We start from the raw sequence: 14,231 nt of genomic DNA, 5'->3' as shown, positions 1-14,231 counted from the left end.
GGCCCGGGGCGCGCCGGGCACACCGCGCGCGCCGTTCGCCCCGCGGGCGCGCGTCCGCTCCTCGCCGCGCGCGCCCCTCGCGCCAGCGGGCGCGCGTCAGCTCTTCTCGGAGCCCGAGACCGACACGGCCGGGACCGTCGCCCGGTCGTTCACGCTCACCTGCTGCGAGTCGGCGGGCGGGCCGAGGGTCGCGCTGTTCGGCAGCTCGGCCTCGTCCTTCTCGTCGATCCGGATCACGAGCGCGGTGATGTTGTCCTCGCCGCCGTTGTCGTTGGCCTTGGCGATCAGGCGGCGGCACATCTCCGGCACCTCGCTGGTCGAGCTCACGATCGCGAGGATCTGGTCGTCCGAGAGCATCCCGCTCAGGCCGTCGGAGCAGAGCAGGTAGACGTCGCCGGGCTGCGGCTCGTCGCTGATCAGATCGACCACCACGCTGTCCTGCATCCCGAGCGCGCGCGTGATCACGTTGCGCGGCAGCTCGGCCCGCTGCTCCTCGGTGAGCTCGGGCATCGCCATGATGTAGTCGTTGAACAGCGAGTGGTCGCGGGTCAGCTGGCTGATCGAGCCCTTGCGGACGCGGTAGGCGCGGCTGTCGCCGACGTGGCCGACGTAGATGCGGTTCTTCTTCTTCGAGAAGAGCGCCCCCACGACGGTGGTGCCCATCCCGGCGCAGTCGCGCGACCGGATGCTGCGCTCGAAGATCTGACGGTTGGCGACGCGGATGCCCGCGACGAGCCGGTTCTCCTCCTCCGACAGGCTGGTGTCGAAGTGGAATGGCCAGGTGGCGTCCTCCCGCGACGTCGACCGGAAGAAGTCCGCGATCGACTCGGTCGCCAGCTTGCTCGCGACGTCCCCCGCGCGGTGGCCCCCCATGCCGTCCGCGACGATGAACAGGTCATACTCCGACAGGACGGCGTAGCTGTCCTCGTTGTGGTCGCGCTGGAGACCAACGTCCGTCATTCCTGAAGCGATCGCTCGCATAACCTCGGGAATCCTTGCGACGGCTCCGGGTCGGAGGCTTCGATAGCCAACCGTTTCATGCCACCGAAAACCTGTCAAGCTGGGCCCTTCGCGCCGTTTCGGGCGTCCTGAGACGCCCGCTCGCCGACCTTCCTGATCCTACCGACTTGGCCCGGGGGGACCGCAAGCCCCTTTTTCATCCGGCGCCTTCTGTCGGGATGCCAGAGGTCGCGGGCCGCGCGCCGGCAGGACTCCGAGGCTCCTCCCGGAGCCCCCCCTCCGGCTCACCCCTCGTCCGAGCGCCCCGAGCGCCGCTCGCCTTGGACTCCGCCCCACCCAGATCCGCACGCGCCTCGCCCGAGGCACGCGCCTTCACGCTCCATCACGCTCCGCGCCGGGAGCACGCCGCCGCAGGCCCCTTCAGGCCCCGCTCACACGTCCAGGATGTCCTTCTCCTTGGCCGCGATCACCGCGTCGACCTGCCTCGTGCCCTCGGACACCACCTCGTCGACCTTCTTCTTGGCCCGATCCGCGTCGTCGCCGCTGACCTCGCCATCTTTCTCGAGGGTGTCGATCAGCTCGTTGGCATCCCGGCGGTGCTTCCGTATGGCAACTTTACAGTCCTCTCCGTTCTTCTTGGTCAGCTTCACCATCTCCTTGCGCCGCTCCTCGGTGAGCGGCGGGATGGGCAGCCGGATGAGGTCTGCGTCCACCTGAGGGTTCAGGCCGAGATCGCTCTCGCGGATCGCCTTCTCGATCGCCTTGACCTGGTTCTTCTCCCACGGCTTGACCGTGATGAGCCGCGGCTCCGGCACCGACACCGTGGCCATCTGCGCGATCGGCGTGGGCACGCCGTAGTAGTCGACGCGAATGCCGTCGAGCATGGCCGCGTTCGCGCGCCCGGTGCGCACCTTCGCCAGGTCTCGCCGGAGCGCTTCGATGGCCTTGTCGATCCCTTCGCGCAGCTCCTTGATGACGTCCTCGAGCATGATCCGGCTTCCTCCGTGTGGGGCTCGCCCAGCCCGCCCTCTCCGCGAGCGGGGGCGGAGCTTACCGCGGATTTCTGAGCCGGCGGAGAAATCGATCTGGTCGACGCGACCGGCGTCGCGGAAGGCCGCTCGCCCCCGCCCGGGCGCCGCGGCGCGCCGGCCGTCAGCCAGCCCGCGGTGGTGGAGGAGCGCTCCGGGGGCTCACCGGAGGGGCTGGAGCGCAGGCGAGCCACAACAGGGGCTCGCCGGAGCGCAAGCCCCGGAGGTGAGCCCCCGGAGCGCTCCTCCACCACCGCGGGCTGCGGGCTGGCTGACGGCCGGCGCGCGGGGTGGCGTGGCCGGCGCGCGGCGCCCGCCGGCCACGCCACCTCGGCCGCCCCCGTCGCGCCGAGCTGTAGTAACTCTGGGAAGAAGGCGACCCATGCGCGATCTGGACTGGAACAGCTTCGACGTCCTCGTCGTCGATGACGAGCAAGACAACCTCGATGCCTTCCGGTTCGCCTTCCGGAAGTCGTTCAAGCTCCATTATGCGCTGGGCGGCGCCGAGGCCCTGGCCCTGCTCGATTGGCTCGATCCTGCGGTGATCGTGGCCGACCAGCGGATGCCGGGGATGAGCGGTATCGAGTTCCTCAAGCGGGCCAAGGAGCGGCGGCCGGACGCGGCGGGCGTGCTGCTCACCGCCTACGCGGACATGGCGGTGCTCATCGACGCAGTGAACTCGGGCGCGGTCGATCGGTACGTCCAGAAGCCCTGGAACTCCCGGGAGCTCGCCATCGTCCTGCGGCAGGCGATCTCCGTGGTCGCGACCGTCCGGGAGAACCGGCGGCTGCGCGAGCAGCTCGCGCTCTACGCCGGCTACCTCGAGCGCGAGCAGCGGGACCCGATCGATTTCGGCGAGATCGCCGGGGAGAGCGAGGCCATGCGCGAGGTCTCCGCCCGGATCGGCGAGGTCGCGAAGACCTCGACCCCCGTGGTGATCGAGGGCGAGGAGGGGGCCGAGAAGGAGGTGGTCGCCCGGGCCATCCACGTCGGCTCCCCGCGCGAGGAGCAGCCGTTCGTCAAGGTGACGTGCGCCGCGTTCCGGGGCGACACGCTCGAGCGCGAGCTGTTCGGCTGGCGGCGGGGCGCCTTCGACGGCGCGTACACCGAGCGCGCGGGCCGGCTCGAGCTCGCCCACCGGGGGACGATCTACCTCGACGAGCCCGCGCCGCTCACGCCCTCGCTGCAGGCGCGGCTGCTCCGCGTGCTCACCGACGGCGAGGTCGAGCGGCTCGGGTCGACCGAGACCGTCCGCGTCGACGTGCGCGTCGTGCTGTCGCTCACGCCCGGCATCGAGGAGGCCTGGGCGCGGGCGGGCGTCCTGCCCGAGCTCGTCTCGCGGCTCTCGGTCTTCCCGCTGCGGCTGCCCCCGCTCCGCGAGCGGCGCGAGGACATCCACGCGCTCGCCGAGCATTTCCTGCGCAAGTACGCGCGCCGCAACGCGCGCGCGGCCACCTCGCTCTCGGAGGAGGCGCTCGCGAAGCTCACGGCGTACGCGTGGCCAGGGAACGCGCGCGAGCTGGAGAACGTGATCGAGCGAGCGGCCATCCTCTCGCGCGGCGACGTGATCCTGCCCGAGCACCTCGCGTTCACGGCGCGCCCGCCGCAGCCGGCGGAGCCCCCCGCCCGCGCGCCGAGAGCCGCGCCCGCGCCGGGCGCGGAGGCGGACGCCGCCGGCAAGGCGCCCGCCGCGCCGGTGTCGCCGCGGCCGAGGCTCGACCTGAGCTCCCAGCTCGACGAGATCGAGCGGCGGGAGCTCCTCGCCGCGCTCGAGCGCTGCGGCGGGAACAAGGCCGAGGTCGCGCGGCAGTTCGGCATGCAGCGCACGACGCTCTATTACCGGCTGAAGCGGCTCGGCATCGACGCGTGACCCGCCCTCGCGACGGCGGGAGGCGGGGGGCCTGGGGTGCTCACCTCCGGGGCCTGCGTTCCGGCGAGCCCCTTGCGTGGCTCGCCTGCACTCCAGCCCCTCCGGTGAGCACCCCAGGCCCCCCGCCTCCCGCCGCCGCGCCGGTCGACGCGGGCGGCGACTTGCGGCAGATTGCGGCGAGATGCTGAAGGTCGGGGAACGCGCGCCGGAGATCGACAGGCTGACCACGGACGGCCAGCGCTTCGTGCTGTCCCGCCAGGGCGGGCTCTGCACCGTCCTGTTCTTCTTCCCCAGGGCCTTCACCCCCGGCTGCACCGTCGAGACGCAGCAATTCCGCGACCATCACGTCGAGATCGCGCTCGCGGGGGCGCGCATCGTCGGTATCAGCACCGATGATCACGAGACGCAGTGCAGGTTCGCCGCGTCGCAGAAGGTCCCTTTCCCCATGATCGCCGACAGCGATCTCGGCGTGTGCCGCGCCTACGGGGTCCTCTGGCCGATCCTCGGCGTCGCCCGGCGGGTCACCTACGTCATCACGCCCGACATGGAGGTCGCTGCGGTGTTCCGCCACGAGCTCCAGATCAGGAAGCACCGCGACGACGTGCTCTCGTTCATCAACGAGCGATTCCAGTCGGCGCGCGCCGCCGGGGACACGGCGGGCTCGCCGCACGCGCAGCGAGCGCCGCGCGAGGGCGATGTCCCCGCGCCCGGCGAGGCGCCCGCCTCGCCGGGCCAGCGCTCCTGAGCGGGGCGCGCGTGAGCCCGCCCGCCATGCGCCCCACGCCTCCTCGTCGCGGTCGCGGGCCGTCCGACGGCGCGGCGCTCCCCGAGCGCGCGGCGCTCCTCGAGGGCGCCGCGCCCTTGCCGCGCGACTTCTATGCTCGCCCTCCGCTCGTCGTCGCGCGGGCGTGCATCGGCAAGGTGCTCGTCCACAGGACGCCCGAGGGCATCGTGGCCGGCCGTATCGTGGAGACCGAGGCGTACCGCGGCCCGGAAGATCTCGCCGCCCACAGCGCAGGAGGCCGACGAACGTCGCGGACGGAGGTTATGTTTGGCCCGGCGGGATATGCCTATATGTTCGTGCTCTATGGTATGCATTGGGCGTTCAACATCGTCGTGGCGTCCGAGGGGGAGCCTCACGCGGTGCTCGTCCGCGCCATCGAGCCTGTGCTCGGGCTCTCGATCATGAGCCACCGGCGGGGTATCGCGCCCGACCGGGTCGCGCTGAGCAACGGTCCAGGCAAGCTGTGCCAGGCGCTCGCGCTCGGCCGCGCCGCCTATGGAATGGATCTCTGCGGAGCTCGGCTGTACCTGCTGCCCGGCCCGGCGGGGCCCATCGGCCGGTCGCCTCGTATCAACGTGGACTACGCAGGTGCCTGGGCGCAGAAGCCGTGGCGCTTCTACGAGCGAGGCAATCGCTATGTGTCCGTTTCGCCTCGCCATTGACCGGTCGTGAGCGTCCGGACAATCGAAGTGCTCGCGCCCGGCCCCGGGATCGCGCGACAATGGGCCTATGGGGTTCTGGCCATTCGGGGGGCGTGAGCGCGCCGACGTCGAGAGCGCATCGCGCATCGTCACGGCACCGACACGCGGCTATGCCGTCCGGGGAAAGTTAACGCTCTATTTCAAGGAGCCGCAGACGCAGGCCTCGGCGGACAGGGCCGCGGAGCGATGTGTCCAGATCGCCGAGGGCCTGCTCCGCGAGATCGCGGATCACGAGCAGCTCCGCGGCAGGGAGGCGGAGCTCGCCTCGGCGATCGCGGCCCGCGCGCCGCAGGGCGCCGCGGCGTTGCGCGCCGTCGAGCTCACCTCGCTGCACGCCCTCGTCGACCGCGGCAGCTCGCCGCGCCGGAGCGCGCCGGCCCTCGCGTCGCCGCTCGGCGCCGAGGCGGCGCGGGGCGGCGCCGGCGCGCGCGGGTCGGCGAGCGACCTCTCGCTCGCCGGCGCTGGCCGGACCACCGGAGCGCCGCCGGCGAGCCCCCGCGCCGGCGCGTACGGCGCGCAGGTCTCCGGCGCGCTCCCGGGCGTCGCGCAGCGCGCGCCGGAGACCTGCGCGCCCCCTCCGCTCAGCGTGCGCTCGCCGCCGAGCTCCGGCGCGGGCCGGCTCCGGGGCGCGGGGGCGGGCAACGCGCGGGCGTCGAGCCCGTCGCTGGTCGGCTCGCCGCCCGCGGTCGTCGCGACCGCGCTCGCGCCCCTGCTGCGCGACGCGGCCACGCGGCTGCTCCTCGGGTGCCTGCGCGCGCACGACCTGATCATCGTGCGTCGCGTCGCCATCGATGCCGGCGCGACCGAGCAGCTCGTGGCGCTCGTGCCGGTCTCCGAGGCGCCGCCGGGAGAGCTCGAGGCGAGCCGGGCCGCCGAGCTCTCCCGGTGGCACACGGCGCTCGGCTCTGCCGTGCTCAGCCAGCTGCGCACCGAGTCGTGCGCGATCAGCGCGCAGAAGGCCAGGGCGGCGCTCCGCACCGCGCAGATCACGCCCGGCGTCGCGGCGGAGATGGTCGACGCGCTCTGCCGCACCGCATTTCCCGGCCTCGCGCTGTCGAGCGCCCAGATCGCCCGCTATGCCGACCACGACCTCGGCGAGCAGGCCGCCGAGAGCGTGGCGCGCGTCCTCCGCCACCCGAACTCGAAGCAGCTCCGGGTCGCGCTCGGCCCCCTGCTCGAGGCGGTGGAGCGCGACGTGGCGGCGATCTCCCGCATCACGAAGACCTCGCTCGGCGGCGCGCCATGACGGCGCTGCGTTCCGCGGGCGCGTACCCTTCCCGTCGAACCGGAGCTAGAGGACGCACGTGCGACTACAATCCTCCCCCCATGAGCTCCCTCCTGTCTCCCGGTCGCTCCGCGCCGGCGTCGCGGCGCTCGCCGCGCTGCTCTGCGCGTGCGGGTCGACCGAGCCCACGGTCCCGCCGCCTGCGACGCCGGAGGTCGTCATGAGCGGCGCGGATCACGCCGCGGGAGGCGGCGCCGGGCGCGCGGAGGCCGACGCGGAGCGGGCGCTCGCGGCGGTGCTCACGCGCGTGCTCGAGGACCACCTCCGCGACGAGCCGGTCCGGGCCACCGAGGCGGGGGACCACCGGCACGACGCGGCGTGGCCGGACGTCACCGAGCAGGGCGAGGCGGCGCGTCGGCGCACGATCGCGGAGGCGCTGTCGGCGCTCGAGGCCGTGCCCAGGGAGAAGCTCGGGGTGCAGAGCCGCGTCGACGCGGACATGATCGAGAACCAGCTGCGGTCCTGGCTGTTCGGGATCGACGAGCTCCGCGAGCTCTCGTGGAACCCGATGGTCTACACGGGCCTCATCGGCGACGGGCTCGACCCGCTGATCACGCGCAACTTCGCGCCGCTCGAGGACCGCATGCGGAGCCTCGGCGGTCGCCTCTCGGGCATCCCCGCGATCGTCGCGGCCGCGAAGGCGCGCCTCCGGGAGGCGCCGCCGCGCATCCACACCGAGACGGCGATCCGGCAGAACAAGGGGCTCATCGCGCTCTGCAAGGGGGAGCTGCCGGCGCGCTTCGCGTCGGTCCCGCCGCAGAGGGCCGAGCTCGAGGCGGCGGCGAAGGCCGCGGCGGCGGCGCTCGAGGACCTCCAGGCGTTCCTCGAGGAGGACCTGCTCCCGCGGAGCAACGGCGACTTCCGGCTGGGCCGCGCGCGCTTCGAGAAGAAGCTCCGCTTCACGCTGGACGACGCGACGGTCGACATCGACGGCGTGGTCAAGAGCGCCCGCGCGCTGCTCGCAGAGACGCACGCGGAGATGCTCGAGACCGCGCGGGAGCTCTGGCCGTCGCTCTTCGACGCGCGCAAGCAGCCGTTCCCGCGGGTCGAGACGCGGGACGAGGAGATGGCCGCCATCCGGAAGGTGCTGGACGCGCTCGCGGCCGACCGGCCGACGAACGAGACCATCGTGAAGGAGGCGGAGGCGCTCCTCGCGGCCGCGACCGACTTCGTGCGGAAGCACGATCTCGTGCGCCTGCCCGAGGAGCCCTGCCGCGTGATCGAGATGCCGGAGTACCGCCGCGGCGTCGCGGTCGCGTACTGCGACGCGTCCGGCCCGCTCGAGGCGAAGCAGGAGACGTTCTTCGCGATCGCGCCGACGCCGAAGGGCTGGCCGAGGTCGCGCGTCGACTCGTTCTACCGCGAGTACAACCGGAGCATGCTCGCCGACCTCACCGTCCACGAGGCGATGCCGGGCCACTTCCTGCAGCTCATGCACAACAACAAGTTCCCCTCGAAGATCCGCGCGGTCTTCTCGAGCGGCCCGTTCGTCGAGGGGTGGGCGGTCTACACCGAGTGGCTGATGGCGCACCACGGCTTCGGCGGCCCGAAGGTCCGGATGCAGCGCCAGAAGATGGTGCTGCGCCTCGCGGCGAACGCCATCCTCGACCACGGGGTGCACGCGGGCGCGATGGACGAGAAAGAGGCGCTCGCGCTCATGATGGAGGACGCGTTCCAGGAGGAAGGCGAGGCCGTCGGCAAGTGGGCGCGCGCCCGGCTCACGAGCGCACAGCTCACCACGTACTTCCACGGCTTCACCGAGATGATGCGGCTGCGCGCCGCGCACGAGGGCAAGCCCGGCTTCACCGAGCGCGCCTACCACGACCGGCTGCTCAGCCACGGGTCGCCGTCGGTGCGGCACCTCGAGGCGCTGCTCTCGGAGTAGCGCGGGTCAGGGTGGGGGGGCACCTCGGGTGCCCCTCCGGCTCACACCGGGCTGATGGAGCCGCCGAGCTCCACGAAGCGCGTCTTCGGGAACGCCTTCGCGCAGGTCTCGAGCTGCCAGTCGCCCTTGAAGAGCACGACGGCGTTGCCGTGCACGTCGAGGGCGCCGTAGCCGTACAGGTTCGACTCGAGCTCGGCGAGGGGAACCGGCTCGCCCTCGACCCAGCGCGCCAGGCTGAACGAGAGCCGCTCGATGCGCGCCTCGACGCCGTACTCGGCCGAGAGCCGGTGCTTCACGACGTCGAACTGGAGCTCGCCCACGACGCCGAGGATCGCCTCGCCCTCGCGCCCCTCGGGGGGCCGGAAGAGCTGGACCGAGCCCTCCTGCGCGAGCTGCTCGAGCCCCTTCTTGAGCTGCTTGCGCTTCATGGGATCGAGCATGACGACGCGGCCGAACTGCTCGGGCGGGAACTGCGGCAGCGGCGCGTACCGCACGGGCGAGCCGCCGCCGCAGAGCGTGTCGCCGATGAGGAACAGCCCCGGGTCGAAGACGCCGATGATGTCGCCGGCGAAGCCGTCGTCCACGAGCGTGCGCTCCTGGGCCATGAACTGCACCGGGTTGGTGAGCCGGATGTCGCGGCCGAGGCGGACGTGGTGCACCTTCATCCCGCGCTCGTAGCGGCCGGAGCAGACGCGGAGGAACGCGATCCGGTCGCGGTGGGCCCGGTCCATGTTCGCCTGGATCTTGAAGACGAACGCGGTGAACCGGTCGTCGTCGGGGGCGATGGGGCCCTTGTCGCTGCCGCGCGGCGCGGGCGGGGGCATGAGCTCGATGAAGGCGTCGAGGAACTGCGGCAGGCCGAAGTTGGTGATGGCGCTGCCGAAGAACATGGGCGTGACCTCGCCGCGGGCGAGCCTGCTCTTGTCGAGCGCGTCGCCGGCGGCGTCGATGAGCTCGATGTCGTCGCGGAGCTGGCGCGCGCCCTCCTCGTCGAGCGCCTCGACGAGCTCGGGGGCGTCGAGCGAGACGACCTCCATCGGGGCGATCTCGGCGCCGTGCGCGACGTGCTCGAAGAGGAACACCTGCTTGCGCTCGCGGTGGTAGACGCCGCGGAATTTGCCGCCCGCCGAGATGGGCCAGGTGACCGGGTAGACGCCGATGCCGAGGACCTCCTCGACCTCGCCGATCAGCTCGAACGGGTCGCGGCCCGGGCGATCGAGCTTGTTGACGAACGTGAAGATCGGCATCTGCCGGAGCTTGCAGACGCGGAACAGCTTCTTCGTCTGGGCCTCGACGCCCTTGGCGCAGTCGAGGATCATGATGGCCGCGTCGGTCGCCATGAGCGCGCGGTAGGTGTCCTCGCTGAAGTCGGCGTGGCCAGGGGTGTCGACCAGGCTCAGGAGGCGGCCCTTGTACGGGAACTGGAGGACGCTGGTCGAGATGGAGATGCCGCGCTCGCGCTCCATCTCCATCCAGTCGCTGACCGCGTGGGCCCGCGCCTTCTTCGCCTTCACGGCGCCGGCGAGCTGGATCGCGCCGCCGTAAAGCAGGAGCTTTTCGGTCAGCGTGGTCTTGCCAGCGTCGGGGTGGGAGATGATCGCGAACGTCTTTCGGCGCGCGATCTCGCGGGTGAGCATCGGGTCGGGCACAGCGGCGCGGCAGGATAGAGGCGGGGAGGGCCACGTCAACCTGTCCGGACCGTGACTTACTTGGATGGCGACGGGGGGCCAGGGCGGGAGGGGGGTGAGCGCGGGGGCGGGAGGGGGTCCCCCCACGAACTCGGGCCTGCTGGAGGGCCGTGGCCGGACTGGACGGGAGAGGATGGTCAGAACGGAGAAGGCTGCGGGGAACGCCGGCCCTCGGATTCGTGGGGCCCACCCCCTCCCGCCCCCGCGCTCACCCCCCTCCCGCCCCGACCCCCTCAGCCATGAACCAACCTCATCCATGACCTCATGACCACCTCCGCAAACGTGGCCGTGGTCGTGGACGCGAACGTGGCCGTCGCCGTGGCCGTGGTCGCGCCCCCGTCCTCCACGCTCGCGCCCGGAGGTTCGCCCTCTTCTACTTGCCCGGCTTCAGCGAGAGCGTGACGGTCACGCCAACAGGATCCGCCGTGGGAACCCCGATGGCCCTGTTCTTCAGAAACAGCCGGATGCAGCGCTCGGCCTCAGCGGTCACGCCCCTGGAGCTCAGGACCTCGACCCCCTCGGCGCGACCACGGACGCGGACCAGGAACTGGAGCTTGACGTTCCCCGATGAGCCCGTCAGCCCGCCATGATCCGCGACGCACTTCGCCAGATCGGCGGAAAGCCTCCCGAGCCGCTTGGTCACGTTCGGGACCTCGCCGTTCAAGAACTCCGGCTCGCCGACCTCCACGATCGGCGGCGGCGACGCGACCGGGGCCTCCGGCGCCGCGCCGTCGGGCGCGCCGGCGTCGCCAGGTGCCCCGCCATCGCCCGGCGCGCCCGCGTCGTCCGACGGCGCGCCCGCGTCGTCCGACGGCGGCTCGGGCTGCGGCGACGGCGGGAGCCAGCCGGCATCCGCCTCGCCCGGCTCGAGGCACCGCACAAAGCCACGGTGCGGATCCTCCAGCGCGCCGTGCGGGCACCGTACCCCTCCATCGCCCGCGTCCGGCGTCGACGCCGTGATCCACCCCTGCCCCGACGACCCCTGCCCGGAGGCCGGCGGCGCGCCGCCCTCGGCGACCGCGCTCACACACGCGCCCACGGCGCTCAGCGACAGCGCCAGGCTGATCGCCCAGTGCTTGAAAGGCCCACCTGCTGCTCTAGACCTCATGGGCGCGTGTGATACTGCGGAACGGCCGCCCGTGCAGAACAAATGGCGGTCCAAGGCGCTCGGTCCGGCCGCCGCGCGTCGCGCGACGCACGGCGGCGCAGCCGGCCGGAGGCCGCGGCGTCAGCGCTGACCCAGGTAGTCGAGCTTGCCGATGTCGAGCCCGTTGTGGCGCAAGATCGCGTACGCCGTGGTCACGTGGAAATAGAAGTTGGGCAGGACCCACTCCAGGAGAAACGCCTCGCCCAGGAAGCGCAGGGGCTCGCGGCGCGTGGGCACCGTGATCTCGCGCTCCTCGGAGCCGTCGATCTGCTCGGGCCCGAGGCCGTTCAGGAACGCGATCGTCTTTTCGAGCCGCGCCTGCAGCTCGTCGAAGCTCGCCTCGTTGTCCTCGTACTTCGGCACCTCCACGCCGGCCAGCCGCGCCCCGCACCCCTTCGCCAGATCGGTGGCGATCTGCACCTGGCGCGTGAGCGCGAACATGTCCGGCGCGAGGCGCGCGTCCAGCAGGACGCGCGGCTCGATCTTCCTGGACTCGGCGTACGCGGCAGCCTTGGTGAGGATCGCCGAGAGATTGCCGAGCATCTTCACGAGCACAGGGACCGAGGACCGATACATCGAGATTGCCATCTTCATCTCCTTGGCCCCCGCACGCCACGCGCGGCGCGTGTACGCCTCACGGAGCCGTACGGGCCGCGGTGCCGGCGAGGACGCGCAAACCTAGTGGACATCCGGCGCCCGGCGCAAGCGCGCCCGGCGCGCCCCGGGATCAACGGAGCTCGATGCGCGGCGACCGCGTCGCGCAAGCCTCATGCTCCCTGTCCGCTCCGTGAGCTCATGCAAAGCACGTTGACGAGGCGAGCGCGTGACCCCACAACACCGCTCACCATCAAGCGCGGCAACAGACGCGGCCACGCCCCTATTTCGCCGGTCGTGAAGAACGGAGCTTTCTCGATGAAGATCGAGTGACCGCGCGACCGAATGACCGCGTGTCCGAATGGCGCCGCTCGACCCCTCGTCCGCTCGCGTTGCCCCCCTCGCCCTCGCCACCTGCGGAGTCGAGCGGCGCGAGGAGCCCCCCGCTCGCCGTGCGTCGCTCAGAGCGCGACGTGCGCGAGCGAGCCGGCGGACGCATCCCAGAGCGCCTGGGCCCGCGACAGCACCTCGCCGTGCGCCTTCGTCCCCTCGGTGGGGCCCGTCACCGAGACCCCCCCGCCGCCCGGCCTGATCTCCACCCGCTCGACCCCCGCGTCCGGGAACTCGCCGCGGAGCTCCCTGGTCATCCGCTCGCCGATCCGCGAAAGGAGCCGCGCGAGCCGCTCGGGCGTGATGTCCCGGAACGTGAGCACCTGCGGGAGCCTGAGCTCCGAGACGACGCGCGCGCGGTCGGACAGCGCCGGCTCGCCGAGCCGCCGCTCCAGGAGCGCCGCGAACACGCTCCCGTACGCCCGGTCGACCTGCTCCCGCCGGAAGCCCTCGTCGATCGCCGGCCCGAGCCGCGCCTCGAGCTGCGCGACGCCGTTCAGCCCGTTCGCGAAGCGCCCCTCGTTCTGCGCGAAGTACTCGCCCCGCGCGCGGAGATCGCGCGCCAGCGCCGCGAAGTGGTCGCCCATCGTCGACAGGGCGCGCAGCACCAGGTCGGCGAGCCGGAGCTCCTCCCGGATCCAGCCGACGTCCGTCACGCGGTCGGCCATGAACGGCCAGAGGACGAGGTTGTAGTAGTTGTTGAAGTCGAGCAGGTACTTCAGCCGGTAGAGCTCGAAGCAGCCGAACACCGGGTACATGTGCTCGTAGAGCCGGAGCGTGCTGTCGTACTTGAACCGGTAGTACGCGTCGTAGGCCGCGACCCTCTCCTCGAACCCGGCCCGGTCGCCGCGCACGTCGGCGAGGATCATCTGGGTGATGAACTCGTTCGAGGTCGCGATGAAGTCGGAGCCGGGGCTGTAGAACGGATCGACGAACGCGCCCGCCTCGCCGGTGACGGCGTACCGGTCGGTCGAGAAGTACCGGTCCGCGTGGTACGGCAGGTGGGCATAGCCCTGGAAATCCTCGAGCTCCGCCCCCTCGAGCAGGTCGCGTACCGCGCGGTGGGCGCGAAGGAAGCGCTCGAGCTCCGCGCGCGTGCGCGGCCCCCGGAGCGCGGCGCCCGAGCCCTCGCCGATCCGGTCCTTGTCGAACACCACGCCCACGCTCATCAGATCGCCGGCGAGCGGGATGAACCAGATCCAGTACCCGTCGTACATGAAGTGGTTCGTCGACAGGTGGCGCGACGTGTGGCGCACGCGCGATCGCCACGCCGGCTCCGTGACCGCGTCGAGCCCCGCGACGCCGCGGTAGCGGCCCCACGCGGCCGCCGTGTTGAGGCGCGCCTCCTTGTGCACCTTCACGCCGAGCTTGCGGAGGAGCACGTGCCGCCGCCCCGACGCGTCGCACACCCAGCGGCAGGCGACCTCGCGCCGCTCGCCGCCCTGCTCGTAGACGACCCGGTGCCGCCCGCGCCCGTCGATCGCGACGTCGATCACCTTCGCGCCGAGCTCGACCTCGGCGCCCGCCGCGCGGTTCATGGCGACCAGATCGCGCTCCAGCCGCGCGCGCTCGAGCTGGAAGCTCGGGTGGAACGGCATGTGGTCGGAGCCGATCTCGCTCATCCGCGGGAGCGGCAGGTCCTTGCCCTCGGCGTCGAAGAAGAAGCGGAGCCCGTTCTTCGGGAGCTGGTGCTGGTAGAGGTACGTGCCGAGGTTCAGCCGGCGAACCATGTAGTGGGCCGCGACCTCGACCGTGCTCTCGCCGACCTTGTGGTCGACGATCGCCGAGGCCGCCTCGAGCACGAGCACCCCGAGATCGGGGCAGGTGAGGCGGAGCTGGCGCGCGAGGAGGCCTCCGGCGATGCCGCTGCCGATGATGACGATGTCGACCGTGCGCATG

11 protein-coding genes are annotated in these 14,231 nt (G+C 72.1%); 5 read left to right on the top strand and 6 right to left on the bottom strand.

The window, feature by feature from the left end; genetic code table 11:
* Nucleotides 1–96 precede the first annotated feature (96 nt).
* Nucleotides 97–960: a Stp1/IreP family PP2C-type Ser/Thr phosphatase gene (locus WMF31_RS09285; protein WP_275938649.1), complete on the bottom strand. Its 864-nt coding sequence runs from the start codon at nt 958–960 to the stop codon at nt 97–99.
* 431 nt (nt 961–1,391) lie between these two features.
* Nucleotides 1,392–1,949, bottom strand: coding sequence for a ribosome recycling factor (gene frr / locus WMF31_RS09280; RefSeq protein WP_129351719.1), 558 nt, complete (start codon nt 1,947–1,949; stop codon nt 1,392–1,394).
* Between the two features lie 421 nt (nt 1,950–2,370).
* Between frr and WMF31_RS09275 the strand changes: the two genes are divergently transcribed.
* From WMF31_RS09275 to WMF31_RS09255, 5 genes are all read left to right on the top strand, one after another.
* The gene (locus tag WMF31_RS09275; protein ID WP_129351721.1) at nt 2,371–3,858 is read left to right on the top strand and encodes a sigma-54-dependent transcriptional regulator; all 1,488 of its coding nucleotides are present in this window, start codon (nt 2,371–2,373) and stop codon (nt 3,856–3,858) included.
* A gap of 181 nt (nt 3,859–4,039) precedes the next feature.
* Nucleotides 4,040–4,603 (top strand): peroxiredoxin, encoded by a 564-nt coding sequence (locus tag WMF31_RS09270; RefSeq protein ID WP_436601583.1) that lies wholly within the window; start codon nt 4,040–4,042, stop codon nt 4,601–4,603.
* Between the two features lie 26 nt (nt 4,604–4,629).
* Nucleotides 4,630–5,304 (top strand): DNA-3-methyladenine glycosylase, encoded by a 675-nt coding sequence (locus tag WMF31_RS09265; protein ID WP_436601582.1) that lies wholly within the window; start codon nt 4,630–4,632, stop codon nt 5,302–5,304.
* 67 nt (nt 5,305–5,371) lie between these two features.
* A complete protein-coding gene (locus WMF31_RS09260; RefSeq protein ID WP_436601581.1) occupies nt 5,372–6,589 on the top strand; it encodes a hypothetical protein in 1,218 nt (405 codons plus the stop codon).
* Between the two features lie 58 nt (nt 6,590–6,647).
* A complete protein-coding gene (locus WMF31_RS09255; RefSeq protein ID WP_436601580.1) occupies nt 6,648–8,513 on the top strand; it encodes a DUF885 domain-containing protein in 1,866 nt (621 codons plus the stop codon).
* 41 nt (nt 8,514–8,554) lie between these two features.
* On the opposite strand, the gene WMF31_RS09250 is transcribed toward WMF31_RS09255, so the two are convergent.
* From WMF31_RS09250 to WMF31_RS09235, 4 genes are all read right to left on the bottom strand, one after another.
* Complete coding sequence (locus WMF31_RS09250; protein WP_436601579.1) at nt 8,555–10,150, bottom strand: peptide chain release factor 3; 1,596 nt, start codon at nt 10,148–10,150, stop codon at nt 8,555–8,557.
* A gap of 424 nt (nt 10,151–10,574) precedes the next feature.
* Nucleotides 10,575–11,309, bottom strand: a complete 735-nt coding sequence (locus WMF31_RS09245; protein WP_436601578.1) for a hypothetical protein — start codon at nt 11,307–11,309, stop codon at nt 10,575–10,577.
* 120 nt (nt 11,310–11,429) lie between these two features.
* Nucleotides 11,430–11,936: a DUF1993 domain-containing protein gene (locus WMF31_RS09240; protein ID WP_129351738.1), complete on the bottom strand. Its 507-nt coding sequence runs from the start codon at nt 11,934–11,936 to the stop codon at nt 11,430–11,432.
* A 467-nt stretch (nt 11,937–12,403) separates the two neighbouring features.
* Nucleotides 12,404–14,230, bottom strand: coding sequence for an NAD(P)/FAD-dependent oxidoreductase (locus WMF31_RS09235; RefSeq protein ID WP_436601577.1), 1,827 nt, complete (start codon nt 14,228–14,230; stop codon nt 12,404–12,406).
* Between the last annotated feature and the right edge of the window lies 1 nt (nt 14,231).

Source organism: Sorangium sp. So ce1036 (assembly GCF_051369805.1).
GTDB lineage: Bacteria > Myxococcota_A > Polyangia > Polyangiales > Polyangiaceae > Sorangium > Sorangium cellulosum_F.
Note: the sequence above shows the minus strand (reverse complement) of the source record. Positions and strands in the feature narration are given on the sequence as shown.